The organism is Leucobacter luti, from assembly GCF_019464495.1.
In the GTDB taxonomy this organism is placed as follows: domain Bacteria; phylum Actinomycetota; class Actinomycetes; order Actinomycetales; family Microbacteriaceae; genus Leucobacter; species Leucobacter luti_A.
In genome coordinates, this window is sequence record NZ_CP080492.1 from 1,055,048 (window position 1) to 1,079,287 (window position 24,240).

Sequence of the window (24,240 nt, forward strand, 5' to 3'; positions counted from 1 at the left end):
CCGCGATATGAGCGCGCCGCAAGCTCGATAATCTCGCGAGCCTGCAGCGCGCCCGTTGCACCGGTTCGAGGATCGAGCACGGCAGCGCGCTCGGAGAGTTCCGTGAGCAGCATCTGCTGTCTGCTCGACCAGGATTGGTCCGAGGCGATCACGCACCGACGGACTCTGCAATCACGCTCCCAGATACGCCTCAATCACCCGCGGATCCGCCGCAAGCTCCGCGGCGGGCCCGGCCATGGTCACCCGCCCCGATTCGAGCACATACGCCCGATCAGCAATTTTGAGGGCTGCCCGAGCGTTCTGTTCGACGAGCAGCACCGTGGTGCCCTCGCTATTGACCGCACGAATGATGTCCATCACTTGTTTCACGATGAGCGGCGCGAGGCCCATCGAGGGTTCATCGAGCAAGAGCAGCTGTGGGCCACCGACGAGCGCCCGACCAAGCGCGAGCATCTGCTGCTCGCCGCCTGAGAGAGTGCCGCCCTGCTGCTCGCGACGCTCAGCGAGTCGTGGCATCAGCTCGTACGCGTGAGCCGCGCGCTCGGCGATCAGCTTCTGGTCTTTCACGAGGTAGCCGCCAAGTAGGAGGTTTTCGTGCACGGAAAGCGTCGAGAAGATCCGTCTCCCCTCTGGGATGTGGATCAGGCCGGCACCGACGATGTCCCATGGCTGCAGCTTCGCAAGGTTCTTGCCACCCCAGGTGATGGTGCCACTCTTCGCACGAACCAAGCCGGAGATGAGCGAGAGCGTCGACGTCTTGCCTGCTCCGTTGTTGCCAAGGAGCGAGACGATTTCGCCCTCGCGCACCTCGATACTGAGGTCACGCAACGCGTGCACGCGGTTGTAGTACAGCTCGACGTTCTCGAGGTTAAGACTGCTCATGCTTCTTCCTCCCCCAGGTAGGCGGCAATGACCACCGGATCCTGTTTCACCTGTTCCGGTGTTCCCTCTGCGATCTCTTTGCCGTAATTCAGCACCACAATGCGTTCAGAAACCTGCATCACGAGCCCCATGTCATGTTCGATCAGCACAATGCTGACTCCGAGGTCGCGAATGCGACGAATCAGCGCCATGAGTTCGTTCTTCTCCGAGTGGTTCAGGCCAGCGCCCGGTTCGTCGAGCAGCAGCAGTCTCGGTTGCGTTGCGAGGGCTCGGGCGATCTCGACTCGACGCTGTTCCCCATAGGGCAACTGCGTCACGAGCAGTTCGTCGTCTGCCCGGAAACCTACGAAGTCAAGCCAGCCACGTGCGTCTTCGGTGCACTGCGCCTCGCTGCGTGTGTACCGTGGCGTGTGCAGCATCGCATCGAAGACGTTCTGCCCGAGGTGCGAGTGCATGCCTGTTTTCACGTTGTCGAGCACTGTCATATCGCTGAACAAGCGGACGTTCTGGAAAGTACGAGCCATGCCGCGTTCCGTGATCGCCGAGGGCTTCTTTCGTGTCACTTCCTCCCCAGCGAAGACCACGCTGCCTTCGTTCGGGCGATAGAAGCCGGAGATACAGTTAAAGGCGCTCGTTTTCCCAGCGCCGTTCGGGCCGATCACGGAGACGATTTCTCCCTCGTGTACCTCGAAGCTCAGGCCAGCGACGGCCTTGATTCCACCGAATGACACCGCGAGCTCCCGCACCGAGAGCAGCGCCTCGCCACGCCCCTCCGGTCGCAGCCCCGGTGCCGCCACGGGTGACTGTCCCTGCGCCTCATTCATCGCCGTTCCTCCTCAATGTCTGGCCCAGCGGTTTCTCCGGCGACCTCGATGGCCTCGGTGGCGGGTACCTCGGGGATGGTTCGCTTCTTGAGGAACGGCAGCACCGCGTTTGCCGGCCAGATTCCTTTCGGACGGAAGATCATGGCGACCACGAGTAGAACGCCAAAGATCAGGAAGCGCCACTCCGAGAATTCGCGCAGCAGCTCAGGAGCGAGTGAGACGAACAGCGCGCCGATGATGACGCCCGGAGTCGATCCCATGCCACCGAGCACGACAGCCATCAGCACGAGCGCTGAGTAGAGGAACTCGAAGCTGTTGGGCGAGATTGCACTCAAGTGCCCTGCCATGAGGGTGCCAGCGAAGCCGCCCCACACGGCACCGATGATGTAGGCGGCGAGCTTCGTCTTGTACCCATTGATCCCCATCGCCTCGCTGACATCCTCGTCGTCACGCACCGACTTCCACGCGCGGCCGAGTTTGCCCCGCCCGAGCCGGGACACGGCCACCACGGCGAGGCCGATACCGACGAAGAGCACGAAGTAGTAGAACAGGATCTTCGGGCCGAAGTGCACGCCGAAAAGTTCGAGTCCGTCTGCGAAAGACCAGCCGAAGAACGACCAGGTCGGGATGCCGTGGATGCCGCTTGGGCCACCCGTGACTTGCAAGTTGTTGGCGGTGATTCTGATGATCTCCCCGAACCCAAGGGTCACGATCGCGAGGTAGTCGCTGCGCAGCCGCAGCGTTGGCCCTCCAATCACGACCCCTGCGATGATGCAGGCCAGCACGACGATCGGAATCGTCTCGAGCATCGAGAAGCCGAACTGTGTGGTGAGAATCCCGCTCGTGTACGCCCCCACCGCCATGAAGGCGATGTAGCCGAGATCGAGGAGCCCGGCGTAGCCGACGACAACGTTGAGCCCCATGGCGAGCACGATATAGATCATGGCGGAGGTCAGGATCGAGATCATGTACGGCGTCGCCGTAATGAACGGGAGCACTGCTGCCCCGATGAAGAGGAGCAGGCCAACGAGCTTCATGAAGCGCTCGGGTGCGAGTATCCCGGTGACCGCGGGCGGCCGCTCGATATAGGGCTTCGGAACCCGCAGCTGATGTTTTTGGAGTCGTGCCATGATCAGACCCTTTCCACCACGCGCTCGCCGAGTATCCCCGTTGGCCGGAAGACCAGGAAGAGAATCAGGAAGCCAAATGCGAAGACGTCGCGCCACTGGCCACCAAGCCAGTGGGTGCCGAAAGATTCGAGGAGCCCGAGCACGAGGCCGCCGAGCATCGCTCCGTAGAGGTTGCCGATGCCGCCGATCACAGCGGCAGTGAAGGCCTTGAGGCCAATCACGAATCCCATGAGGAAGTCAATCGTGCCGTAATAGGCCGCCGCCATGACCCCGGCGGCTCCCGCGAGTGCCGAGCCGATGAAAAAGGTGCGCGAGATGACGCGGTTCACATTGACCCCCATGAGCAGGGAAGCCTTCTGATCCAGCGCGATGGCGCGCATCGCACGTCCCTCTCGGGAGTGCATAATGTAGCGCTGCAGGAAGAACATCAGCAGCGCTGCCACGAGCATGAGCACGAGTTGCGGCATCGTGATCCGCGCGCCCAAGACCTCGATCGGGGCTCCTGCGAGCCGGATCGGGAACACGAGCGGGCTCGCCCCGAAGATTTGCCGCACCGCATACTCGAGGGTGAAGGACACACCGACCGCGGTGATGAGCGCAGCGAGCCGGGGACTCGTGCGAAGTGGACGGTAGGCCACTCGCTCGATCATCACACCGATGCCGCCGGTGAGCAGCATCGTGATGAGGAGCACGAGCAGCAGGATCGGTATCGACCCGAGGCCGAACAATCCGGTCGCGCCGCCAAGGATCACGAACGCGAGGAAGGATCCCAACATATAGAGGTCGCCGTGGGCGAAGTTGAGCAATTTGATGATCCCGTAGACCATGCTGTAGCCGAGCGCGACGAGCGCGTAGAACGACCCGACGAAGAGGCCGTTCCAGATGAGTTGAAACACGTTTCCGCCTTTGCAGTTTCGAGGGAAAGCTGGTGGCTGGAACGGCCCACTGCGTCAGGGCCGTCCGACGTGGCGGGGCCGCCTGGAATGGACCTGGCGACCCCGCGCTGCCCTACTCCTGCAGGTTGTCCTTCATGACGAATGCGCCGTCATCACCGGTCGGTTCGACGATGACAAAGCCACCGCTGCCCTCGAGCGTGCCGTCGTCGGCGAAGGTCGCCGGTCCTGAGAACAGTGGGAACCCGTCGAATGCCGCGAGTGCGGCAGTGACCGCATCGGCGTCTGTCGACCCGGCTTGCGCGATCGCCTCGGCCGCCACGCGCACGGCGTCATAGCTCTGCGTTGAGTATGGCCCCGGTGCCTCGCCGAAGGTCTCGGTGTAGTCGGCGATCCAGGTGTCCGCTCCCTCAAGCATGTCGGGGGTCTGCGTGAACGTGCCGACCACATTGTCCACGAACTCCGCTCCGGCAATCGCGGCGAGCTGCGCGTCAACTGAACCATCACCGACGAGGATCGGGCCGTCATAGCCGGCCTCGCGAAGCTGGCGTACGAGCAGTCCGCCTGCCTGGTAGTAGCCCGTCCAGACCACGAAATCGGGGTTCGCACCGAGCACGTTATTCACGTTTGCCGCGAAGTCTTTCTCGTCCGGGTTCACCGAGTCGGTCTTCACGATCTCGAAGTCGCCGTCAGTCTTCGACTGGTCGATCACCGAGTTGGCAAGGTCTTTGGAGTAGTCCGTGTTGTCATCGATCACAGCGACCGATTTCGCCCCAACCTTATTGATGTACTTCACTGTTGCGCCAGCTTGCTGTGCACCCGTGCCGTTGATGAGGAAGGCACCTTGTCCGACAAGCGCGTTCGAATTGGCCGCCGGGATCACGACCGAGATGCCGGCTTCCATAAAGATCGGCAGCGTCGGGAGTGTAGCTCCCGAGCAGTAGCCGCCAACGGAGACGGATATCCCGGCGGTCACAAGTTTCTGCGCAGCAGCGACGGAGGCCGTAGCGTCACACGCGTCATCTTCGACGACGAGTTCGAGGTCACGGCCATCGACACCGCCGTCGGCGTTGATTTCGTCGACAGCCATCTGTGCGCCGTTCTTCATGTAGTCACCGAACGCGGCCTCCGAGCCGGAGAAGGGGGCAAGCATACCGAGTTTGATCGGACCGTCAGTCGATCCGCTGTCGCCGGATCCGGCGACGCCGCCGGAACAGCCGCTGAGCACGAGCGCCGCCGTTGCGGCGAGAACTCCTACGGTCGCGATCCTCTGGGTCCAGCGAGTGTGGGGTGCAGGCATCGTTCTTCCTTTCCTGATGCTTCGTTGAATCACATGGAAGACTGTGAGTGCGGCGCAAGCACTGCGCCATGTGCAATATTACACAGCAGAGATTTCAACGCCACCCCCGCCGGATTACAATTCGGCACCGAGGGCCCGCCGACCCGAGGCTGAGAACACCGCGCGATTCTTCCATTGCTCGGGGGTCGCCTATTGGTCGCCCACCCAGTAACATGAGGACTGCACACCCACGACTTTGAGGAGCAACACATGACGACCTGGCGCATGCCGATCGAGGGACACGAGCAGGAACGGCTCTGGCTCGCCTGGCCCACAAGCGGGTACACACTCGGCGAAACCGAGTCCGAGGTCGAAGAGGCCCGCACCACCTGGGCGGCTGTGGCGAACGCTGCGAGCGAGCACGAGGACGTCACGGTGGTGGTGAACCCGGGCGACGAAGACGTCGCGGCACGCTATCTGTCAACTCAGATCGATCGCCTCAGCGCGCCGCTCGACGACGCATGGATGCGCGACATTGGCCCGAGCTTCGTCATTGGCGACGACGGCAAGTTGGGCGCCGTGAACTACCGATTCAATGGCTGGGGCGGTCAAGACTGGGCAAGCTGGGAGCACGATCAGCACATCGGGCGCATCGTGGCCGAGGCGGCCGGAGCCGAACTCATTGACTCGGAGATGACGAACGAGGGGGGCGGAATCCAGGTCGACGGCACAGGACGCGTGGTCATCACACAGACCGTGCAGCTCGATCCGGGCCGCAACCCCGGCTGGACCCGCGAGCAGGTCGAGGCGGAACTCCTGCGCACGATCGGGGCGGAGAGCGCTCTGTGGCTCCCCCGCGGGCTCACCCGAGACCACGACACCTTTGGCACACGCGGTCACTCGGACATCCTCGCGGCGTTCACCACCCCAGAAGTGCTGCTCATGCACCGTCAGGATGCACAATCACATCCGGACCACATCATCGCACGAACGAACCGCGAGGTGGCCGAACAGTATCGGCTCAACACCTCAGCAGGCTTCGACATTCTCGATCTCCCCGCCCCAGAGACGCTGCGCGACGCTGAAGGCTTCGTGGATTACAGCTACATCAATCACGTGGTCATCAACGGGGCGGTACTCGCGTGCTCCTTCGATGATCCAGCCGATGACCGCGCACTCGCGACACTGCGCGAGGTCTACCCAGGCCGCAAGGTCATCGCTATTGACGCGCGACCCCTGTTCGCACGCGGCGGCGGCATCCACTGCATCACGCAGCAGCAGCCAAAAGTGGCGTAAGCCCCAACCGCGAGCTCAGCACGAGCAGAGCTCGCGCGCCACGCCGCGCGCACTGCACCCCCGAGCAGTCCCGCACAGTTCACCTGTGCGGGACTGTTCAGTTTGGCAGCACCTTGCGCCAGCTCGGCGTGGGAGACTGGCGGTTCAGCTGTGCTGGATCACAGCAATGATCGCTGTACAATTGCACATTGCAGACCGCATTCAGGGCGGCGAACCGTTGCCCCGTCCCGAGCAGAGAAGGACCCCCATGACCGAGTCGCTTTCGCCCGAACTTGAGGCCGTTGTCGCGCGCGCCGCTGCCGCAGCACCCGCCTTCGCCGCTACCGCGCCGGAATCCCGCGCACGCGCCATCGTCGCAGTCGCCGATGCACTAGAAGCCCACAAGAACGACCTGGTGCAGATTGGGATGCGTGAAACCGGCCTCACCGAAGTGCGTCTCACTGGCGAAGTCACCCGCACCGCCGTCCAGCTCCGACTCTTCGCCGACACTCTCGTCGACGGCGGCTACCTCGACGCGCGAATTGACCCGGCAGACACCGCGTTCGCCCTCGGTGTCCGCCCAGATATCCGCCGCACCCATCTCCCCGTCGGACCCGTCATCAATTTCTCGGCCTCAAACTTCCCCTTCGCGTTCTCAGTCATGGGCGGCGACTCCGCCGCGATCCTCGCGGCTGGCTGCCCCCTCATCGTCAAGGCGCACTCCGGCCACCCCGAACTCTCCGACGCAACCGCCGCCGTCGCCGCTGCAGCGCTTCACACGGCTGGCATGCCCGAAGGCACGTTCCAACTCATCCACGGCCGTGAGGCTGGAGTTGCCGTACTGCAAGACCGCCGCATCAAAGCTGGTGCGTTCACGGGTTCGATTGCCGTTGGCCGTCTTCTCGCAGACATCGCAGCCTCCAGGCCAGCACCCATTCCGTTCTACGGTGAGCTCGGAAGCGTCAACCCGGTCTTCATCACCGCTGATGCCGTCACCGAACGCGCGAGCGAAATCGCGACCGGCTTCCTCACGAGCGTTTCCGGTTCCGCCGGACAGCTCTGCACCAAGCCGGGGTTCGTGTTCGTGCCGGCCGGCACACGGCTGCCTGCAGCAATCCAAGAAGCAGCCGGAGAGCTCGCCGAGCACCGACTCCTCGACCCCCGCATCGCTCGCAGCTTCGACGAGCGTCGGACCGAGATCCTCGCAGCCCCGGGCGTCACCGCACTTATTCCTGGCGGGATCCGATTCGACACCGACGGGCACGGGTGGGCCACCCCCACGGTGGTCGCCGTGTCCCTCGATGACTTCCGTGCGAACGCCGCGGCCCTCGTCGAAGAGGCCTTCGGCCCGCTCTCCATCATCGTCGAAACCCCCGCAGACACCGACCTCGCAGCACTCATGCCCGAGTTCTACGAAGGCAACCTCACCGGCACGCTCCATCACAGCACCGCAGAGGCCACCGGCACCACCGCCAACGCACCAGAGCTCCGCGCCCTCGTCGCAGCCCTCGCACAGCAGGTCGGTCGGGTACTCTTCAACGGCTGGTCCACCGGTGTCGCCGTCACCCCAGCACAGCAGCACGGCGGCCCCTGGCCCGCGACGACGAACGATGCCAGCACGTCAGTCGGCACTGCAGCGATCAGCCGCTTTATGCGACCCGTCGCCTACCAGAATGCCCCGCAGGCCTTCCTCCCCGATGCACTCCAAGACACCAACCCCGCAGGTATTCCCCAGCACATCTCGCCCGCGGGCGAATCGCAGAGCTGGGGAGCACGCTGGCGCTCGGAGGCGTGACGGGCGCGGTGGCTCCCTGTCCAGCCGGCTCGGACAACCTCGGGCACGAGCGTGGGCGAACTCACAGCCGAGAGTGGCTGTTCACAGCGGTAAAATAGGAACTATGAAGATTCAGCTACGCGCCGCCGGCGCACTCATCGCAACTGCCTCGGTGCTGGGGCTCGCCGCATGCTCGGCATCGGCGAGCCCGGTCGACACTGCGGCAGCAGTGGCTGGCGCATGGGGTGCTCCCGCTGAGACGAAAGGCGAGCCGTCACTCGAATTCACGCCAACGGAAGGCAAAGCCGGGGGTGAATACGGCGGGAACGACGGCTGCAACGTCCTCGGCGGAAGCTACACCGTGAAAGATGACGTCATCGAGTTCGGCGTCATGCGCTCCACGATGATGTTCTGCGAGGGCGTTGATGCCTGGCTGAGCCAGGCCCACACGGCCACCATGGACGGGAAAACGCTCACCGTGCTCGATGAGCAGGGCAAGCAGATCGGCACGCTGCAGCGCCCAGCAAAGGCGAGCTAGCGCAACACGCACAACGGCGGGCGTTGGATCATCTTCTGATCCAACGCCCGCCGTTGTGTGTGCTCCCGAGCTAGTTCCAGAGCACCGCGAGGGCGACGTTCACGAGCGACAGACCGGCAATCGCGCCGAGCACTCCGCCCGAGACGTTGTCCTTCTTACGGTTCACGAGGATCACGACGATGATCGCAATCAGTACGAGCGTCTTGACACCGATCTTCACGTTGTTCGGCGAACCACCGAGCATGTACAGCGAGGCAACGAGCAGCAGCCCCGTCACGAACAACAGATTTGCCCCGTGCAGGATGCCGGGCGTGATGCGCGCACGAGCTTCTTTCACGAGTGACAGCTGCGCGAGCGTGCTGCCGAACACCGCGCCGAAGCCGACGAGGTGCAGTACAACGAGAATTCCCTTGACGATTTCCATGGTGGTGTCCTATCTCCGCGGTGTTTCTCGATACCGCGGTGTGCTGGTGGTCACGGAGTGTGCTGCTCTCCGTGGCTAATGGAAGAAATGGCGCTCGCCCGTGAAGTACATGGCGACCCCGGCAGCCTCGGCCGCGGCAATGACCTCAGGGTCGCGCACGGACCCGCCCGGCTGCACCACGGCGCGCACGCCGGCGTCAAGCAACACCTGCAGACCGTCCGCAAACGGGAAGAACGCGTCAGATGCCGCGACGGCCCCGGCAGCGCGCTCACCAGCGCGCTCGACTGCGAGCCTGCACGAATCGACCCGATTGACCTGGCCCATGCCGACTCCGACCGACGCTCCCCCATTCGTCAAGATGATGCCGTTCGACTTCACCGCGCGGCAGGAACGCCAGGCGAACTCGAGCTCCGCGAGTGTCTCGGAGTCAACGGCGGTGCCAGTTGCGAGCTGCCACTCGGAGGCCGGAGCGAAGGCGCGATCCGCATCCTGCAGCAGGAAACCACCCGAGACCTGGCGCAACTCGACCGGATTCGGCGTGAAGTCGGTCGGCAGCACCAGCAGACGGATGTTCTTCTTCTGGCTCAGAATCGCGAGCGCTTCTGGCTCGAAGCCCGGGGCGACGACAACTTCGGTAAAGATCTCGGCGACCGTCTCGGCCATCGCACGCGTCACAACGCGGTTTGCCGCAATCACGCCACCGAACGCGGAGGTCGGGTCGCAGGCGTGCGCGAGTTGGTGAGCGGCAGCGATGGGATCAGCTGCGCCCTCCGGTGCGACCGCGATGCCGCACGGGTTTGCGTGCTTGATGATCGCGACGGCGGGCCGCTCGTGATCGAACGCGGCGCGCAGCGCGGCATCGGCGTCAACGTAGTTGTTGTACGACATTTCCTTGCCGTGGAGCTGACCAGCCTGCGCGATGCCCGCGCCTTCGTTCTCGGTGAACAGCGCGGCGCGCTGATGGCTGTTCTCCCCGTACCGCAGCACAGATTCGCGCAGGCCGAAGACCTCGTAGCCGACGTACCCCTCGGTCGCTGCAAAGATGCTGTCGACGTCGTCAGCTTCCGGTTCCTCGGCCGGCTGCGCTTCCACGCCATCCCAGCCCAGGTCCTCCTGATCGAGGAACCAATTCGCCACTGCCGCATCGTACTGGGCAGTGTGCACGAATGCCTCGGTCGCGAGCGAGCGTCGCAGCGCCAGCGTGGTCCCACCCTCGGTCACCGCGGCGATGACCTGATCGTAGCGTGCTGGCGAGACGACAATTGCTGCGTTTGCGTGATTCTTCGCGGTTGCGCGGACCATTGCCGGCCCGCCGATATCAACATTCTCGATGACGTCGGCCGCCGGCTTTCCCGATGCAACCGTCTCTTCAAAGGGGTACAGATTCACCACGACGAGCTCGAATGGCGCATAGCCGAGTTCGTCGAGCTGCGCGCGGTGATCAGCGAGACGGAGATCCGCGAGCAGTCCGGAGTGCACAGCGGGGTGCAGCGTCTTCACACGGCCGTCAAGCGCCTCGGCGAAACCGGTGACGTCTGCCACGTCGGTGACGGAATGCCCTGCTTCACGGATCGTCGACGCGGTCGAGCCCGTCGAAACAATCTCCACCCCTGCGGCAGCGAGCGCGGCAGCAAGGTCGAGCAACCGGGTCTTATCACTCACCGAGATGAGCGCACGGCGGACCGGGATCTGGTCGCGGTGCTCGTACAGGCTGGGGTCGTGGCTCTGGACTGCCATCGGGCTCCTTGGTTCTGAGGTGGTGGTGGCTAGGAGCGCGAAGTCGCAGCGTCGAGTGAGAGCTCGCCGCGTGCGATATCGCGGACCGTTTGGACGAGGAGCGGACGCTCCTCACGCTTGATGCGCTCGTGCAGCGCGTCCTCGGTGTCACCGGGGAGCACTGGGACGGCGACCTGGCGCAGCACCGGCCCGGTATCGACGCCCTCGTCGATCACGTGCACGGTCACACCGGTCTCGGTAGCGCCGGCGGCAAGCGCATCGCGCACCGCGTGGGCTCCCGGGAAGGCCGGCAGCAACGCTGGATGTGTATTGATGAGGTCAGGCGAGAACGACCGCACGAATCCCGCAGGCAGAATTCGCATCAGGCCAGCAGACACCACGAGCCCGGGGTGCGGACCGGTCCCGATCCCGTGCTCCTGAATCGCTGCCGCGAGCACTTGACCCCACTCCTCTCGGGAATCGTAGTCGCTCGGGCGCACCACAAACGTCGGGATCCCCGCCGCTGTTGCGTAAGCCAAGCCAGGCGCTTCGGTGTCCGATCCGACGCACACAATCTGCGCCGGAAAATCCGGGTCAGCTGCTGCATCGAGCAGCGCTTTGAGGTTGCTGCCGCCACCGGAGATCAGAACTGCGAGTTTCAGCACTCGCTCAGTCTACCCGTGGTGGCCGCTGTGGGTGCGCGCTATCCGCGCAGCACCTCATCGACCAGTGCCCACGGCTCATGGTCCGCATAGTGTGCATCCTCTTGCGCCGCCCACCGATCCCAGTGCGGAGCGTACGTTTCTCCGTCACGCGAGAGCGCGCGGATACGCCGTTCCGCCAGCGGCAGATCAAGCCAAACCGTCCAGATCGCGTTGGCGTGCACGTCACCGCGAACCGGTGCCTGAGTGCCGTTCTCCGTCACCCAGTCCCGCACGGCAACGAGGTTCGAAGCCGTCACAGCGCCGCAGCCCTCGATGATGAGCGGAGTGCCGTCCTCAATGGCAACGCGCTCGGCAAACGCTTCACGATTCCAGTCATAGCGACGATAGCTCCCCGAGCTCAGCACTTCGGGGACCGCGCGTGATCCCGTGCTGAGGCCGTCCCACCCAGGGTACAAATCTTCCAGGCGCAGCAATTGGGGCTTCCGCCCCACTCCGCGCAGTCGACTCGCGAGGCGATCCGCGAGCGAGGTCTTCCCTGACCCCGAGCGCCCATCAATCACCACTGCGTCCAACTCGTGCAGTCCCATCACCACTCCGCTCTTGAACCGGCCCAGCTGCCGCTCGCGCGACTCCCCAAAGCTGAGCGGTCAATTCGGAGCCGCTCGGCGATCAGCATAGCGCCGGCCGTAACCATCCCCAGCACAACCGCGCCCGCGAGTCCCGCACCGTAGGCGCCAGGAGCCTGATGACTGATCAGTTCGGCTACGGCCACCGGCAGCGTTTGCTCACCAGGCCGCACCAAGAACGAGGTTGCGCCAAACTCACCGAGCGAGGCGGCGAAGGCGAACCCGAGCGCGAGCCCAGCGGATCGTCCCAGCAGCGGCAGGTCGATCGTGCGCAAGACCACCAGCGGAGCCGCACCGAGAGTCGTTGCTGCGAATCGGAGATACGGGTCGATCCCGCGCAGCACAGGAAGCAGAATCCGCACCACGAGCGGCAGCGCAACGAGTGCCTGGGCGATGGGGATCAGGGCGGCGGACGTGCGCAAGTCGAGCCCGATCCCCAGCGGTCGGTGCATCGTGAGAAGCAGTCCGAAGCCAAGCGTGACCGCTGAGACGCCGAGTGGCAGCATGACGAGCGCGTCGAACAGACTTTGCCCGCGTCGGGCAGTCGCCGAGGCAGGGCGCCGGGACAGCACGAGAGCGATGAGGATGCCGAGCACCATCGCGATCAGCGCTGCGACGAACGCGATCCGACACGACAGCCAGATCGCACTCAGCACCGAGCCCGAGAGTGGGAACTCCTGCGGCGGCTGCACGAGCGCGACGTAGTTGGCGACGGACCACTCCCCTGAGCTGTCTCGAAGTGAGCGGGCGGCCAGGGTGAGGATCGGAGCGGCGTGCAGAAGCACAATTGTCGCGGCGAACACGGCGAGCACCGGGACATCCCGGAGCGTTGGCCTCCGGAGGGAGCGCCCATCCGGCAACAGTTGCACTGCCCGCTCACCCGCGCTGCGCAGGCGGGCCGAGACAACGAGCACCGCGGCAACGAGCGCAAACTGGGCGAGCGAGAGCACCGCGGCTCCGCGCAGGTCGAGGAACTGGACGGTCATGCGGTAAATCTCAGTCTCGACATTCGCAAATTCGCGGCCGCCAAGGATCAAGACGATCCCAAACGAGGTGGAGCAGAAGAGGAACACGAGAGCCGCGGCCGAAGCCAGGGCGGGTCCGAGCGCCGGGAGCGTCACGGTGAGCCAGGCTCGCACCGGGCTCGCACCCATCACCTGCGCGGCATGGCTCGCACTCTCGTCAAGCCGCGCCCAGAATGTCCCGACGGTGCGTGCAACCACTGTGACGTTGAAGAAGGCGAGCGCGACGATCACCGCGGTGAGGCTCCGCTCGAGCCCGAGCGCAGCGAGCGGACCTCCTGGTCCGAGCACGGCCGAGAACGCGACACCGACGACCACTGTGGGGAGTACGAACGGGATCGTCATCAGCCCCTGCAGCACCGTGCGCCCGGGGAAATCAAGCCGGTAGAGCACGAAGGCGGCGGGGACTCCGAGTGCGACCGACAGCACGGTCGCGAGGCTGGCCTGCGCGAGCGTCTGGCCGATGACGTGCCAGGTGCGTGCTGATCCGAATACCTCAGGAATCCCGCTCAGATCGAGGCGGCCATCTGCCACAAAGCCGGTCGCAATCAGCGACACCACCGGCCAGAGGAAGAAGAGTGCGAGGAACGCAAGGGGCAGCGTGATCGCCAGGGTCCAGGCCGCAACGGCCCATGGCCCGCTTCCGCGCCGCCCCCCGCGCACCCTAGAGTCCGATCTGCTCGCTCAGCGTCTTCAGCCAGCCCTCGCGGCCAGCCTCGATATCAGCGCTCGGGAGGTCATTGAGCTGCGTTTCACTCGGCACCGGGGCGAAGCGTGCCCAGGTTTCGGGCAATTCGACATCGCTAGTGACTGGGTACATGTACATCGTGTCCGGGATCGTAGCCTGGAACTCGCTCGACACGAGGTAATCTACGACAGCCTGCGCGCCCTCGGGATTTGCTGCGCCGGCGAGCACGCCAGCGTATTCGACCTGATTCGAACAGGTGTCGAGGAGCGCCTTCGAAGTGGTCGCTGCGCCGTCTTCGCTCACCGTGAACGCTGGCGAGGATCCGTAGGAAACGACGATCGGTTTTGTGCCTTCGCCGCCGCCCTGAGTGAACTGGCCGTTGTACGCGTCGCTCCAGCCCTGCTCGATCCGTGCACCGTTGTCCATCAGCGCCTGCCAGTAGTCGGCGAAGCCGTCCTCACCGAACTTCGCCACGGTGCCCACGAGGAACGATGCGCCTGTTGACGATGCGGTCGGGTCAAGCAGCACCGTCAAATCACGGTATTCCGGCTTCGTGAGGTCGTCATAGCTTTGGGGCTCGGTGAGCCCTTGCTCCGCGAACCATGCGGGATCGATGTTGATGCAAGTTGCGCCCTGATCCACCGGGGTGAGCGCGAAGGGGACGGACGAATCCGCGGCGCCAGAGCTCTCCTCCGGCAGGATCGCGAGATCTTCAAAGCTCTCAGCGAGCCCTGCGGGGCGGTAGGGCTCCACCACCTCGTTTGCCACGAGGCGTGAGGCGAAGATCGTGTCGACACCGAAGAACGCATCCGCGATCGGCGCCCCCTTCGTGAGCACGAGCTTATTCGTGAGTTCGCCGCCGTCACCGGCTGCGATGACCGACACTTCGTAGCCGGTGGCTGCGCTGGCCGCCTTCGCGAATTCCTCGTTCGGGAACGAGGAATGCACTGCAAGGGTGACCGTCTTCGGGTCACCCTCCCCAGCACCGTTGTCGTGAGAAGCGGCCGGTGCACAGCCGGCGAGGGCAAGTGCGAGTGCCGTGCCGAGCACGGGGAGCGCGGTTCGCGTCGCGCGCCGGGCAGCCGGGTGGGCGTGAGTATGCATCATCGAAGAGTCCCTTCCTCCGCTGGTATGACCCAGATCAGGTTGAACGGTCGGAGCTCGCGTGCTCCCTCTCAGCCCCGCGCGCCGGGACTCCCGTGGATTGCGTCTCTTACCTTAGCGCCACGGGCGCGGGAGGCGCCAACCTGGGCGTTCAGCTTTGGGTTCCGGATCCGGATCCGGATCGACGGAATCGTCCCAGGAGTACGCGCGAAGCGCCTCCGTTGCGGACGCCTCATCGACTTCCTCTGAATCATCAAGGGTGTCCGAGTCAAGCTGCTCGGTCTCGGCATACTCGGCCTCGGCCAGCGCACCCTCGACCAGTTCGGCCTCGTGTTGGTCGAAGAGCTGGGTGGAGCGGGGGGCCGGCTCGGCCGGGCCCGGGAACTCGAAGGGCTGCGTGGCGTCGGGGTCGAGCGCCTCCGCAGTGAACTCCGCGGTGTCGAGCGCGGAGGTGCCGAACTCTGCACTCTCGACATCGTGTGTGCCCGTCTGAACCTCAGCGAGCTCCGCCGGAGCACTCTCCGCCGCAGCAAGCTCGGCCGCGGCAATCTCCGACGCTGTGATCTCGTCGGGCCGACCCCATTCTTCCTCGAACGGGATGAGCACGTCCGCCAGTGGCACCGTCTCATGATCATCGGCACTGCTGGAACTCGGCGCTGCTGCCGCGGTCTCTGTCGCGCTCGCAGCAGCAGCAGCAGCAGCGCCAGCCCCACCAGCAGCACCAAAGCTCCGCAGGGACTCTGGCAGCCCGTCTGGGAGCACAGCCCGCACGCGTGAGGCGTCGATGCGCAGCGCCACGGTGCCGAGCAGCAGCCCGGCGCCGAGCTCTGCCATCACCAGGCCGCCAACAAGCCAGGGCTCAGGCCCAGTGAGCGCGAGCCGGTCCGGGCCGATCGCCCCGGTGCTCAGTGCGGCAAGGCCCGTGACGACGAGACCGGCGATCACCGCGGCGAGGGCCGGAATTGCGAGCGCGACCGGCCACGACACGCGGCGCAACTCCGAGTTGCGGCCGAGCAGGATGACGAGCGCGATGCCAGTGAGCACGACGATCGCTGGCACGATCGCGCCGGCAGCTCCCCACCCCTGCGGGATCGCCCCGAAGATTGGCAGCGCTGGTACCGGGCCAAGCAGTGTTTCAAACGGGGTCACGGCGGTGCCTGCGCCCACGCTGAATCCAGCCCCGGTGAGCCAAGACATGCCCCACAAGACTGCGACCGGCAGCAATGCAAGCTGCGCGAGGAAGAGCAACAGCGAGCCGAGCGGGTCAAGCTGCAGGTGCTGGGTCAGCGCGATGACCTGACCGTAGCCGGTGAGCAGCGCGACGGCGACGGCGATCCCGGCGAGCAGCAGGAGCCCTGCAATCGCCGCGCCTCCGAGGCGGAGCGTTTCCGCGGCTCGGGCGGGGAGCGCGGCGGCACCGGAGAGCCCGAGGGCTTCGACCCCGCGCTGGATCTGGCGCACCATGGCACGCCACCACGGGTGTTCTTCGCGGGCTGCTCGGAGCAGGAAGCCACAGGTGGCTGGCACCGCGTATACGAGCACGGCAACAGCGATGACCCCGGTGACTGGCCAGACGAGAAACGGCTGCGCGAAGCCGGCGATCACGGCGGCGGACACCCCAAAGCCGGCCGCGCCGCCAAGCAGGCCAGCGCCACCAACCCCGCCGCGCGTCCCGAGCCGCCAGCCCGAGCGCAGTGCAAGCGACGCGGTGATCAGCGTGATTCCGAGCGGCGCCAAGGTGAGGCCGAACGACACTGCAGTAGGCGCCAACCCAAACGACAGCGCGTCTTCGGGAGTCAGGGCCAGCGTGAGCGGCGCAAAATGGGCGAGCGACCATGTGGCCGCCACACCCGAGAACACGGTGCTTGGCTCGGCAGCGAGTGTGAACGTGACGGCCCACAGCAGCAGCGCCGGCACGACGATACTGGCGAATCCGACGGCTGCGACCGCGACCGCCTCAATCGCCGCGATCACCGCTGTCACCAAGGATCTCATTGGCGAAAGCTTACTCTGCCGAACCGGGCAAGCGGTTCAGGCTCCCGCGTGAATCAGGGCAAGAATCTCATCGCTGAGATCGCGGAACTCTGGAGTGCGCTCTGAGGCGAGCGTGCGTGGACGCGGGATCGGCACGTCGACCACACGCTGCACTCGGCCCGGTCGCGGACTCATCACGACGACGCGATCACTCGTGACCACGGCCTCATCAATATCGTGCGTCACGAGCAACACTGTGAGTCGGTGCTGCTCCCACACGCTGAGCAGCAACTCCTGCATCGTGCGGCGGGTGAGTGCATCGAGTGCGCCGAACGGCTCGTCCATGAGGAGCACCTTCGGACCATAGCTCAGCGACCGCGCGAGCGCTGCTCGCTGCTGCATGCCGCCGGAGAGCTGAGCCGGGTGCGACTGTTCGAAGCCGCTGAGGCCAACCAGCCCGATAAACTCGCGGGCCCGATCCGCGCGCGCTCCGCGCGAGAGTCCACTCTCGCCGCGCAGCGCGAATTCCACGTTCTGTTGCACGGTGAGCCACGGCATCAGAGTGGCCTGCTGAAAGACGACACCTCGGTCCCGGCCCGGTCCGGTGATCGGCACTCCAGCCGCCTCGAGCGTGCCGGAAGTAGGATCCTCCAATCCAGCGATGAGCGACAGCAGTGTCGATTTACCGCACCCGGACGCACCGACAATGGAGACGAACTCGTTCTCCCCGACTTCGAGATCGACGCCGTCGAGTGCGACCACGTCACCGAAGTGCTTCGTCAGGCCGGCGACCCTGATCCGGGGCTGGGCGTCGTTCTGAGTGTTCTGAGCGTTTTGAGGGCTCTGAGAGTTCTGAGGGCTCCGAGGGGTCTGAGCACTGTGAGACTGAGCGGCGGTCACGCGCGACCCTCCTGGTAGGCGAACATCCGGCGGCCAGCGGCGCGCATGAGCTGATCGAGGATCAGTCCAAGGATCCCGAGCACGAAGACATAGCCGATGATCAGGTCGGTTTCAAAGAAGCGCTGCGCCACAGTGATCCGGAAGCCCATTCCGCTCGAGGCGGCAACGAGTTCGGCGACAACGAGCCAGGTCCAGGCCCAGCCGAGGGTGATTCGCAGTGCGTCCCAGATCCGTGGGAGCGCGGCGGGCACCACGATCCGAGTGAGCTGCTGGACCCAGCTCAGCCCGAGGGTCTCTCCGAGGCTCACCAGTGTGCGCGGCGTACGACGCACGGCATCGGCGACCATCAGCACCTGCTGGAAGAACGTCCCCATCCAGATGATCAGGAATTTCTGGCTCTCATCGATCCCGACCCACACGATGGTGAGCGGCACGAACGCGACCACTGGCATATACCGGATGAAGTCCATCAGCGGTTCCAGCGCCGCTTCGATCCTAGCGTTGACTCCCATGAGCGTGCCGATCGGCACCGCCATCACGGTGGCGAGGGAGAAGCCAACGAGAATCCGGAACGCGCTCACGCCGATGTCCGCCCAGAGCTCGCCCGATGCGGCCTGTCCGACGAGCGCACCCAGCACCTCGCCAGGACCGGGCAAGAACATGGGATCGACGAGGCCCACGGCGCTGACCAGCCACCACACCGCAATGAGCACGACAAACGTCGCGATCGCAGTGCCGAGGTAGGCGGTGCGCGAGAGCCGGTCACCGATGCGTAGCCGTCGTCGCGGCCGACGCACCACGGTGTCGGAGTGTGTGCTCACCTGTTCGACTACTCGCCGAGAAACTCTGCGCGCACAGCGGTCTTCGCATCCACTGCATCCGTAAGGAGCCCGATCCGCTGCGAGACGGACACGAGAGCTGGCAGCGTCTCCGTGAGGTAGGTGCCGGTCAGCAGCTCACGGTTCTCCGCGAGCGTGTAGTAGTGCACCCCGTCGAACGCGGTTTCAAGATCGGCAACGTCTGAGCCGACACCCTTCGCAATGATCGCGCGGCCTTCGTCGGTGTTCTCGGTGGTGAACGCTACGGCATCGTCCCAGGCACCGAGCACCTCGCGCACTTCGTCGGGGCGCTCATCGAGCACATCATTGCGCACCACGAGGACGTCGGTAATAAGGCCGGGAAACTCTCCCGCCGTGACAAGCGCGGAGATTCCCTTCTCGGCTCCGAGCGCCTCGCTCACGTACGGCTCGTAGGTGACTCCTGCATCGACACGGCCCGCGAGCAACATGGGAGCGACCTTGTCGGCGGAGGACTCCACGACGCTGATGTCATCGAAGCTCATGCCTGCGGCGTCGAGCGCTTCGGCGAGCAGGATCTCGCTCGTGGCACCGCGCTCGAAGGCGACCTTCTTGCCAGCGAGGTCCGTGACCTCGCTCACTCCCTCGCCGCTCAGAATGGCATCAGCCTCGGTGGCGGAGTCAAGCATCAGCACGATCGAGACGTCGAGGCCCTGCTCAATGAACTGCAGTGCGGCCTGCGCACCGACGTTTGCCATATCGAGGCGGTTTGCGGCGAGCGCCGCGTTCACGTCGGCGTCAGCGTTAAAGCTCGACAGCGTCACGTCAACCGATCGGTCAGCGAAAAAGCCCTGGTCCTCGGCGACATACCACTGCCCATAGCCGAGCCATGGCTGCGTGCCCATGCGGATTGCCTCGCCCGTGGTGTCGCCAGCGCCGTCGGACGCTGCGGGCTGCGCTGCGCACCCGGTGAGGCCGATGGTGAGCGCGGCGGCGGCCGTCGCGGTCACGGCGAGCGAGCGAAGAAAACGACTGGTCACGACGGTCCTTTCGAGGTGGGAGCGGCGAGCGTTCGCATCGGCGCAACCCAGCCATTCTATGCGTAGCAGCGGGTCTGCACCGGCGCAGCGCCGCAGCAACACCCGAGCGTTGCCGCCGCTCACGCTCCTGCGGAGCCACCACCGCGCAGCAGCGAGACGACGTGGGTGCGGCTCTCGGCTCGCAGTTTCGTAAGAATATTCGACACGTGCGTCTTGACCGTCGGCACGCCGATCCCCAGCCGCGCACCGATCCGAGAGTTCGACTGACCCTCACCCAGTGCGGCGAGCACCTGGCGTTCTCGCTCGGTGAGCAGTTCCCACCCAGGCGGACCGGGTGGGGGCTGGGCAGCCGGCTCGGAGGTGCTCGCGAGCGCGGCCAGAGCGCGCCTCGTAACGCGGGGATCGAGCGCGCCTTCGCCGAGCGCGACCCGTCGCACCGCATCGGCGAGCTGGACGGCTCCGGTCGTTTTCAGCAGAAACCCGACTGCACCGGAGCGGATCGCGGCGAACACGAGCTCGTCCTCATCGAAGCTGGTGAGCACGAGGACATCGGCCAGGCCCTCGGCCACGATCTCACGGGTGGCTGCAACGCCATCAGTGCCGGGCATGCGGAGATCCATGAGCACGACATCCGGCCGCAGCGCGCGAGCGTTGCGGATCGCGGTCGCGCCTTCGGAGGCTTCACCAACGACGGCGATCCCCTGCTGCTCCAGGATCATGCGCAGCCCCTCGCGGATCATGGCGTGATCATCCGCGATGAGCACTCTGGGTTTCGCGGACGGTGGCCCTGCCGCGGGGAACTCCTGGCCCCCAGGCCCGAGCTGATTCATGTCGTTCCTTTCTCGGGGAGGAGGGCACTGATGCTCCATCCGTCGACCTCCGCTCCGGCAGTGAACGTGCCGCCCAGGGTTCGCACACGCTCTTCGAGCAGTTGCAGCCCGATCCCGCTGCCGCGCAATTCGGGGTGCGGAAGCGGGTGACCGCCGCGCGAGACTACGCTGACCTGCACACGGCCGGAGTGTTCCGCAATCCGCACCAGCACCTCAGCGCCAGCATTGTGCTTTGCACTGTTCGCGAGGCCCTCCTGCACGACTCGGGCGATGCCATGATCCACTGCGGCGGGAAGCGCACCGCTCCACGTGTCGTCGAGCTCGACGCGGAGACCGGAACGGCGCGCCTCGCACACGAGATCAGGGAGTTGCGCGCGGCCGAGCGGCGCGGCTTCGGGCGCGGTCCCTGCGCGCAGAACGGTCACCATGCTGCGCAGCGCTTCGTGCGCGTGGAGGCTGGAGTCTCGCACCGCCCGCAGCGCGGTGCGCTCCGCGGAGAACAGCGCTGCGGGACTTAAGTCGTCGGTGCAGGCGCCGCTCTGGGTCAGGGCGGCCTCGCTCCGGATCGCCACTGCCGAAACATGGCCGGCAACGATATCGTGGAGCTCGCTAGCCATACGTTCTCGTTCGTGCCGCACCGCTACCGCGCGGTCGAGCTCAGCGAGCCGCGCGAGGTCCTCCGCCCGTTGCCGGTACAGGGTGACCAGCTCGCGCGACTGTGCCACCGAATTCGCATACCAGAACGTCATGCCGAGCAATGCCCCGAGCTGCAGGCCGATCATCACAGCCAAGACGAGGTTCCCGAACAGCGCGATGATGGAGAGCACTATGGCGGCGAGAGTCCCCGCGATCCAGTACAGCACGGTGCGACGCTCGCGCACCGAACGCACCACCGTGACCGCGTGCAGTTGCTCGAGCACGACAAGGAGTGGGACGAGGCCACCGAGCACGAGCACATCGGCGACACAGACGAGCACCGCGAGAGCGAGGCCAACACGGGGTGCCCGCCGCTTCAGCAGCACCGTTGCGGCGGCTGGAAGTGCGGTCGCGAGGGTCCACCAGGGTGACGGTCGCTCAGCCAGGAGCGACAGGTCGCGCCACAGTCCCGTGAGACCCACCGCAGAGAGAATGACCGCGAGTGCGGCGTAGAGCAGAGCTGTGGCCCAGGGCTCGGTGAGGCGGCGCCGCAGGGTTTCGCCGCGTCTGTGGGCCTGCGCACCGTCCATATCGTCTATCAAAGCAGGCGTGCGCCGGTTGTGCCTCCTCCCAAGGGATGATGAGCTCTCATGCCGACTTCCGATGCGGAGTTCGCCGTGGGAGTCGATTCTGAAGCAATGGACTTCCTCTTCTCGCTCCCGCTTCCGGTGTCCCTCGCAGTGCTTGCGCTGCTCGATGGGTTGAGCGTCGGTACGCTACTCATCCCACTGTTCCTCCTGATCGCCCCCGGCCGAGTGCGTACTGGCAGGGTCCTGCTCTACCTCGCTACGATCACCGCGTTCTATCTCGGCATCGGAATCCTGTTCACTCTGGGCCTGGTGAACATCATCGAACCCGCTCGAACGGCACTCCAGAGCACCGGAGGCCAGATTCTGGTCTTGATTGCCGGGTTCGCCCTCCTGCTCACCGGGATCGCCCTCGGAGTCGTGGGGAGCCGTCGCAGGACAGAGGCCGCCGGGGTCGCCCCCGCACGTGGTCGACTGCTGCGATGGCGCACCCGGCTGCTGGATGAGCGCGCAAGCGGTGCGGCAGTGGCCGGCGTGGCGATCGCGGCGGGCACGATCGAGCTTGCTGGCATGCTGCCCTATGTGGTCGGGATGACGATGCTCGCAGATGCACCTATCGCTGCAATCTCGCGCGCAGCGCTGCTCGCGGGATACTGCGTCGTCATGGTCCTCCCCGCACTGCTGCTGCTGGTGGCCCGGATCCAAATCGCAGAGCGTGCAGAGGCACCGCTGCAGCGATTCACGGCGTGGATGCAGCGCACGGGCTCAGAGAATACCGCGTGGATTCTCGGCCTGCTCGGCTTCTTGCTGGCCAGAATGGCTGCGAACAACCTCGGTGTGCAGCTCCCCCTGATCGGTTGACTCCTCAGCGCTACTGCAATGCGGAGGTCAGCCGGGCGAGTCCGTCGAGAAGCTGTGACCGGAGCGGCTGCTTCAGCCACTCTTCGAGCGTGAGTTCACGGGAATTCGCGCGGTAAAAGTCATTGATGTCGTCGAGATCCTTGATGAAGCTCTCGCCGTGCACCACCATCGAGATCTCCATGTTCAACCCGAAGGAGCGCTGATCCATGTTGGATGAGCCGACCACCGCGGTGGTGCCATCGATCGTGAAGTGCTTCGAATGCAGGATGTACGGTGGGCGGTACATCCAGATCCGCACCCCGGCACGCAAGAGTTCCTCATAATATGAGCGCTGTGCGTGGTACACCACTGCTTGATCGCCCGTCTCTGATACGAACAATTCCACGTGCACCCCACGGGCCGTCGCCGCCCGCAGCGCATTCATGATCGAGCCATCGGGTACGAAGTATGGGCTCGTGATGCTGATCCGGTGCTGAGCCATGTAGAGCAAGGAGACGAACACCTGCAGGTTGTTCTCGCTCTCATAGCCTGGGCCACTCGGCACAATCTGGCAATCGAGCTCACCTGGCCGCTCCACTGCGAACCGAGACTCAGCAAGGTGGGTGAGGTACTCCCCTGTCTCCAGATACCAGTCCCCCTGGAACACCGCTTCGAGTCCGAGCACAATCGGGCCTTCAACGCGCACCATGAGATCTTTCCAGTGCAGACCCCGACGCTTGTTTGACGGTTTGTTGTACGTCGAATCAACGAGGTTCTGCGAGCCCATGAAGCCAACCTCGCCGTCGACGACGAGGAGCTTTCGGTGGTTTCGCAGATCCGGACGCTGATACTCCCCGCGCCACGGTCGCACCGGCAGCATGTAGGCCCAGTCGGCCCCCATTGAGTCGAGACTTTGCGCAGTGCGCCTCGTTCCCGGGTTGCGCACGGCGGAGATGTGATCGAGCAGCACGCGGACCTGCACGCCGCGCTTCACCGCATCTGCCATTGCCACAAATACCTCATCTGTGGCGTCGTCGTGCACCAAGATGTAGAACTCGATATGGACGTACACCTTCGCCTCGCGAATTGCAGCTGCCATCATCGCAAATGACTGGTCGTAGTCGATGCAGAGTTTCGCGGTGTTGCCGCGCAACATCGGCTGCGCGCCGAGCGACCGCCCGAGCTGCACCACTCCCTGGAGATCAACCTCAAGGTGCTCATCTGGTGTCACGAGCCCGCGCTGCTCCCGCTCCGCGATAACTCCGACGAACTGGTTGATCGCCTCTTGTTTTTGGACCCGTTCCCGCGGCAGCCGCTTACTCCCGATTATCAGAAAGAGCAGCAGCCCGGGCACGGGGACCAGGAAGATCGCCATCAGCCAAGCCATGCCTGCAGTCGGGCGCCGGTTCCGCGGCACCACGAAAAGGGCAACCACACGCACCACATTGTCGACAACGAGAATGAACAGGGTCCAGGCAAATGGCCACGACAGTTCGAACCAGCTGAAGTCCATGCCCACCCTTTCCTCCGCACTCGCCGCGACCGCGTCGCGTCTCGTGTGGGCACGCACCGACACGCACCTCTGAAAGTACTGTATCGGGCGCTGAGCTGCTTAAGAGTCTTCGCGCACCGGAAGCCCGGCTTTCGCGCGCTCCTCGGCTTCAATCTGCGAGTAGATGCGTCGCTCCGTGCGATCCGCACGCAGAATCAGGCGCAACACCATCCAGAAGAAGAGCCCGATCAACACGGTCGGGGTCAGCGACCAGACCGCGTTCATCCACCAATTGTCCATGGGA

General features: G+C 65.0%; 23 protein-coding genes and 1 riboswitch. Of the genes, 4 read left to right on the plus strand and 19 right to left on the minus strand.

Annotation, left to right across the window (positions count from 1 at the left end):
• Nucleotides 1–171: 171 nt before the first annotated feature.
• The 5 genes from K1X41_RS04790 to K1X41_RS04810 form a co-directional block, all read right to left on the minus strand.
• A complete protein-coding gene (locus K1X41_RS04790; RefSeq protein ID WP_132204587.1) occupies nt 172–882 on the minus strand; it encodes an ABC transporter ATP-binding protein in 711 nt (236 codons plus the stop codon).
• Complete coding sequence (locus K1X41_RS04795) at nt 879–1,706, minus strand: ABC transporter ATP-binding protein (protein WP_220175437.1); 828 nt, start codon at nt 1,704–1,706, stop codon at nt 879–881. The genes K1X41_RS04790 and K1X41_RS04795 overlap by 4 nt, the downstream gene beginning before the upstream one ends.
• Complete coding sequence (locus K1X41_RS04800; protein ID WP_220175438.1) at nt 1,703–2,836, minus strand: branched-chain amino acid ABC transporter permease; 1,134 nt, start codon at nt 2,834–2,836, stop codon at nt 1,703–1,705. Before K1X41_RS04800 ends, K1X41_RS04795 begins: the two co-directional genes overlap by 4 nt.
• Before the next feature lie 2 nt (nt 2,837–2,838).
• Complete coding sequence (locus K1X41_RS04805; protein WP_132204583.1) at nt 2,839–3,732, minus strand: branched-chain amino acid ABC transporter permease; 894 nt, start codon at nt 3,730–3,732, stop codon at nt 2,839–2,841.
• Nucleotides 3,733–3,844: 112 nt separating this feature from the next.
• Nucleotides 3,845–5,029 (minus strand): branched-chain amino acid ABC transporter substrate-binding protein, encoded by a 1,185-nt coding sequence (locus tag K1X41_RS04810; protein ID WP_133615990.1) that lies wholly within the window; start codon nt 5,027–5,029, stop codon nt 3,845–3,847.
• 249 nt (nt 5,030–5,278) lie between these two features.
• Here K1X41_RS04810 and K1X41_RS04815 point away from each other — a divergent pair, with 249 nt between their 5' ends.
• From K1X41_RS04815 to K1X41_RS04825, 3 genes are all read left to right on the plus strand, one after another.
• Nucleotides 5,279–6,304 (plus strand): agmatine deiminase family protein, encoded by a 1,026-nt coding sequence (locus K1X41_RS04815; RefSeq protein ID WP_220175439.1) that lies wholly within the window; start codon nt 5,279–5,281, stop codon nt 6,302–6,304.
• A 247-nt stretch (nt 6,305–6,551) separates the two neighbouring features.
• Nucleotides 6,552–8,078: an aldehyde dehydrogenase (NADP(+)) gene (locus tag K1X41_RS04820; RefSeq protein WP_220175440.1), complete on the plus strand. Its 1,527-nt coding sequence runs from the start codon at nt 6,552–6,554 to the stop codon at nt 8,076–8,078.
• 103 nt (nt 8,079–8,181) lie between these two features.
• Nucleotides 8,182–8,595, plus strand: coding sequence for an META domain-containing protein (locus tag K1X41_RS04825; protein ID WP_258566656.1), 414 nt, complete (start codon nt 8,182–8,184; stop codon nt 8,593–8,595).
• A 70-nt stretch (nt 8,596–8,665) separates the two neighbouring features.
• Here K1X41_RS04825 and K1X41_RS04830 read toward each other — a convergent pair whose 3' ends face one another.
• The 12 genes from K1X41_RS04830 to K1X41_RS04885 form a co-directional block, all read right to left on the minus strand.
• Nucleotides 8,666–9,019 (minus strand): hypothetical protein, encoded by a 354-nt coding sequence (locus tag K1X41_RS04830; protein WP_132204573.1) that lies wholly within the window; start codon nt 9,017–9,019, stop codon nt 8,666–8,668.
• Nucleotides 9,020–9,094: 75 nt separating this feature from the next.
• The gene (purH, locus tag K1X41_RS04835) at nt 9,095–10,756 is read right to left on the minus strand and encodes a bifunctional phosphoribosylaminoimidazolecarboxamide formyltransferase/IMP cyclohydrolase (RefSeq protein WP_220175441.1); all 1,662 of its coding nucleotides are present in this window, start codon (nt 10,754–10,756) and stop codon (nt 9,095–9,097) included.
• A gap of 29 nt (nt 10,757–10,785) precedes the next feature.
• The gene (purN, locus tag K1X41_RS04840) at nt 10,786–11,400 is read right to left on the minus strand and encodes a phosphoribosylglycinamide formyltransferase (RefSeq protein ID WP_132204569.1); all 615 of its coding nucleotides are present in this window, start codon (nt 11,398–11,400) and stop codon (nt 10,786–10,788) included.
• A gap of 38 nt (nt 11,401–11,438) precedes the next feature.
• Entirely contained in the window at nt 11,439–11,987 is a 549-nt protein-coding gene (locus K1X41_RS04845; RefSeq protein WP_133615980.1) for a nucleoside/nucleotide kinase family protein, read from the minus strand.
• Entirely contained in the window at nt 11,987–13,711 is a 1,725-nt protein-coding gene (locus K1X41_RS04850; protein WP_258566657.1) for an ABC transporter permease, read from the minus strand. The genes K1X41_RS04845 and K1X41_RS04850 overlap by 1 nt, the downstream gene beginning before the upstream one ends.
• 1 nt (nt 13,712) lies before the next feature.
• The gene (locus K1X41_RS04855) at nt 13,713–14,843 is read right to left on the minus strand and encodes a thiamine ABC transporter substrate-binding protein (protein WP_220175442.1); all 1,131 of its coding nucleotides are present in this window, start codon (nt 14,841–14,843) and stop codon (nt 13,713–13,715) included.
• Nucleotides 14,837–14,947, minus strand: a riboswitch (TPP riboswitch). Its footprint overlaps the gene before it by 7 nt.
• Before the next feature lie 7 nt (nt 14,948–14,954).
• A complete protein-coding gene (locus K1X41_RS04860; protein WP_220175443.1) occupies nt 14,955–16,835 on the minus strand; it encodes a cell division protein PerM in 1,881 nt (626 codons plus the stop codon).
• 36 nt (nt 16,836–16,871) lie between these two features.
• A complete protein-coding gene (locus K1X41_RS04865; protein ID WP_220175444.1) occupies nt 16,872–17,714 on the minus strand; it encodes an ABC transporter ATP-binding protein in 843 nt (280 codons plus the stop codon).
• Nucleotides 17,711–18,535 (minus strand): ABC transporter permease, encoded by an 825-nt coding sequence (locus tag K1X41_RS04870; RefSeq protein WP_220175445.1) that lies wholly within the window; start codon nt 18,533–18,535, stop codon nt 17,711–17,713. Before K1X41_RS04870 ends, K1X41_RS04865 begins: the two co-directional genes overlap by 4 nt.
• An 8-nt stretch (nt 18,536–18,543) precedes the next feature.
• The gene (locus tag K1X41_RS04875) at nt 18,544–19,551 is read right to left on the minus strand and encodes an aliphatic sulfonate ABC transporter substrate-binding protein (RefSeq protein ID WP_220175446.1); all 1,008 of its coding nucleotides are present in this window, start codon (nt 19,549–19,551) and stop codon (nt 18,544–18,546) included.
• A gap of 119 nt (nt 19,552–19,670) precedes the next feature.
• On the minus strand, nt 19,671–20,381 hold the full coding sequence (locus K1X41_RS04880; RefSeq protein WP_220175447.1) for a response regulator transcription factor: 711 nt from the start codon (nt 20,379–20,381) through the stop codon (nt 19,671–19,673).
• On the minus strand, nt 20,378–21,607 hold the full coding sequence (locus tag K1X41_RS04885) for a sensor histidine kinase (protein WP_220175448.1): 1,230 nt from the start codon (nt 21,605–21,607) through the stop codon (nt 20,378–20,380). Before K1X41_RS04885 ends, K1X41_RS04880 begins: the two co-directional genes overlap by 4 nt.
• 60 nt (nt 21,608–21,667) lie before the next feature.
• On the opposite strand from K1X41_RS04885, the gene K1X41_RS04890 reads away from it, so the two are divergent.
• Nucleotides 21,668–22,465: a GAP family protein gene (locus K1X41_RS04890; RefSeq protein WP_258566658.1), complete on the plus strand. Its 798-nt coding sequence runs from the start codon at nt 21,668–21,670 to the stop codon at nt 22,463–22,465.
• A 10-nt stretch (nt 22,466–22,475) separates the two neighbouring features.
• Here K1X41_RS04890 and cls read toward each other — a convergent pair whose 3' ends face one another.
• The gene (gene cls / locus K1X41_RS04895; protein WP_132204555.1) at nt 22,476–23,957 is read right to left on the minus strand and encodes a cardiolipin synthase; all 1,482 of its coding nucleotides are present in this window, start codon (nt 23,955–23,957) and stop codon (nt 22,476–22,478) included.
• 99 nt (nt 23,958–24,056) lie between these two features.
• Nucleotides 24,057–24,236 (minus strand): hypothetical protein, encoded by a 180-nt coding sequence (locus tag K1X41_RS04900; protein ID WP_132204553.1) that lies wholly within the window; start codon nt 24,234–24,236, stop codon nt 24,057–24,059.
• Nucleotides 24,237–24,240: the final 4 nt, after the last annotated feature.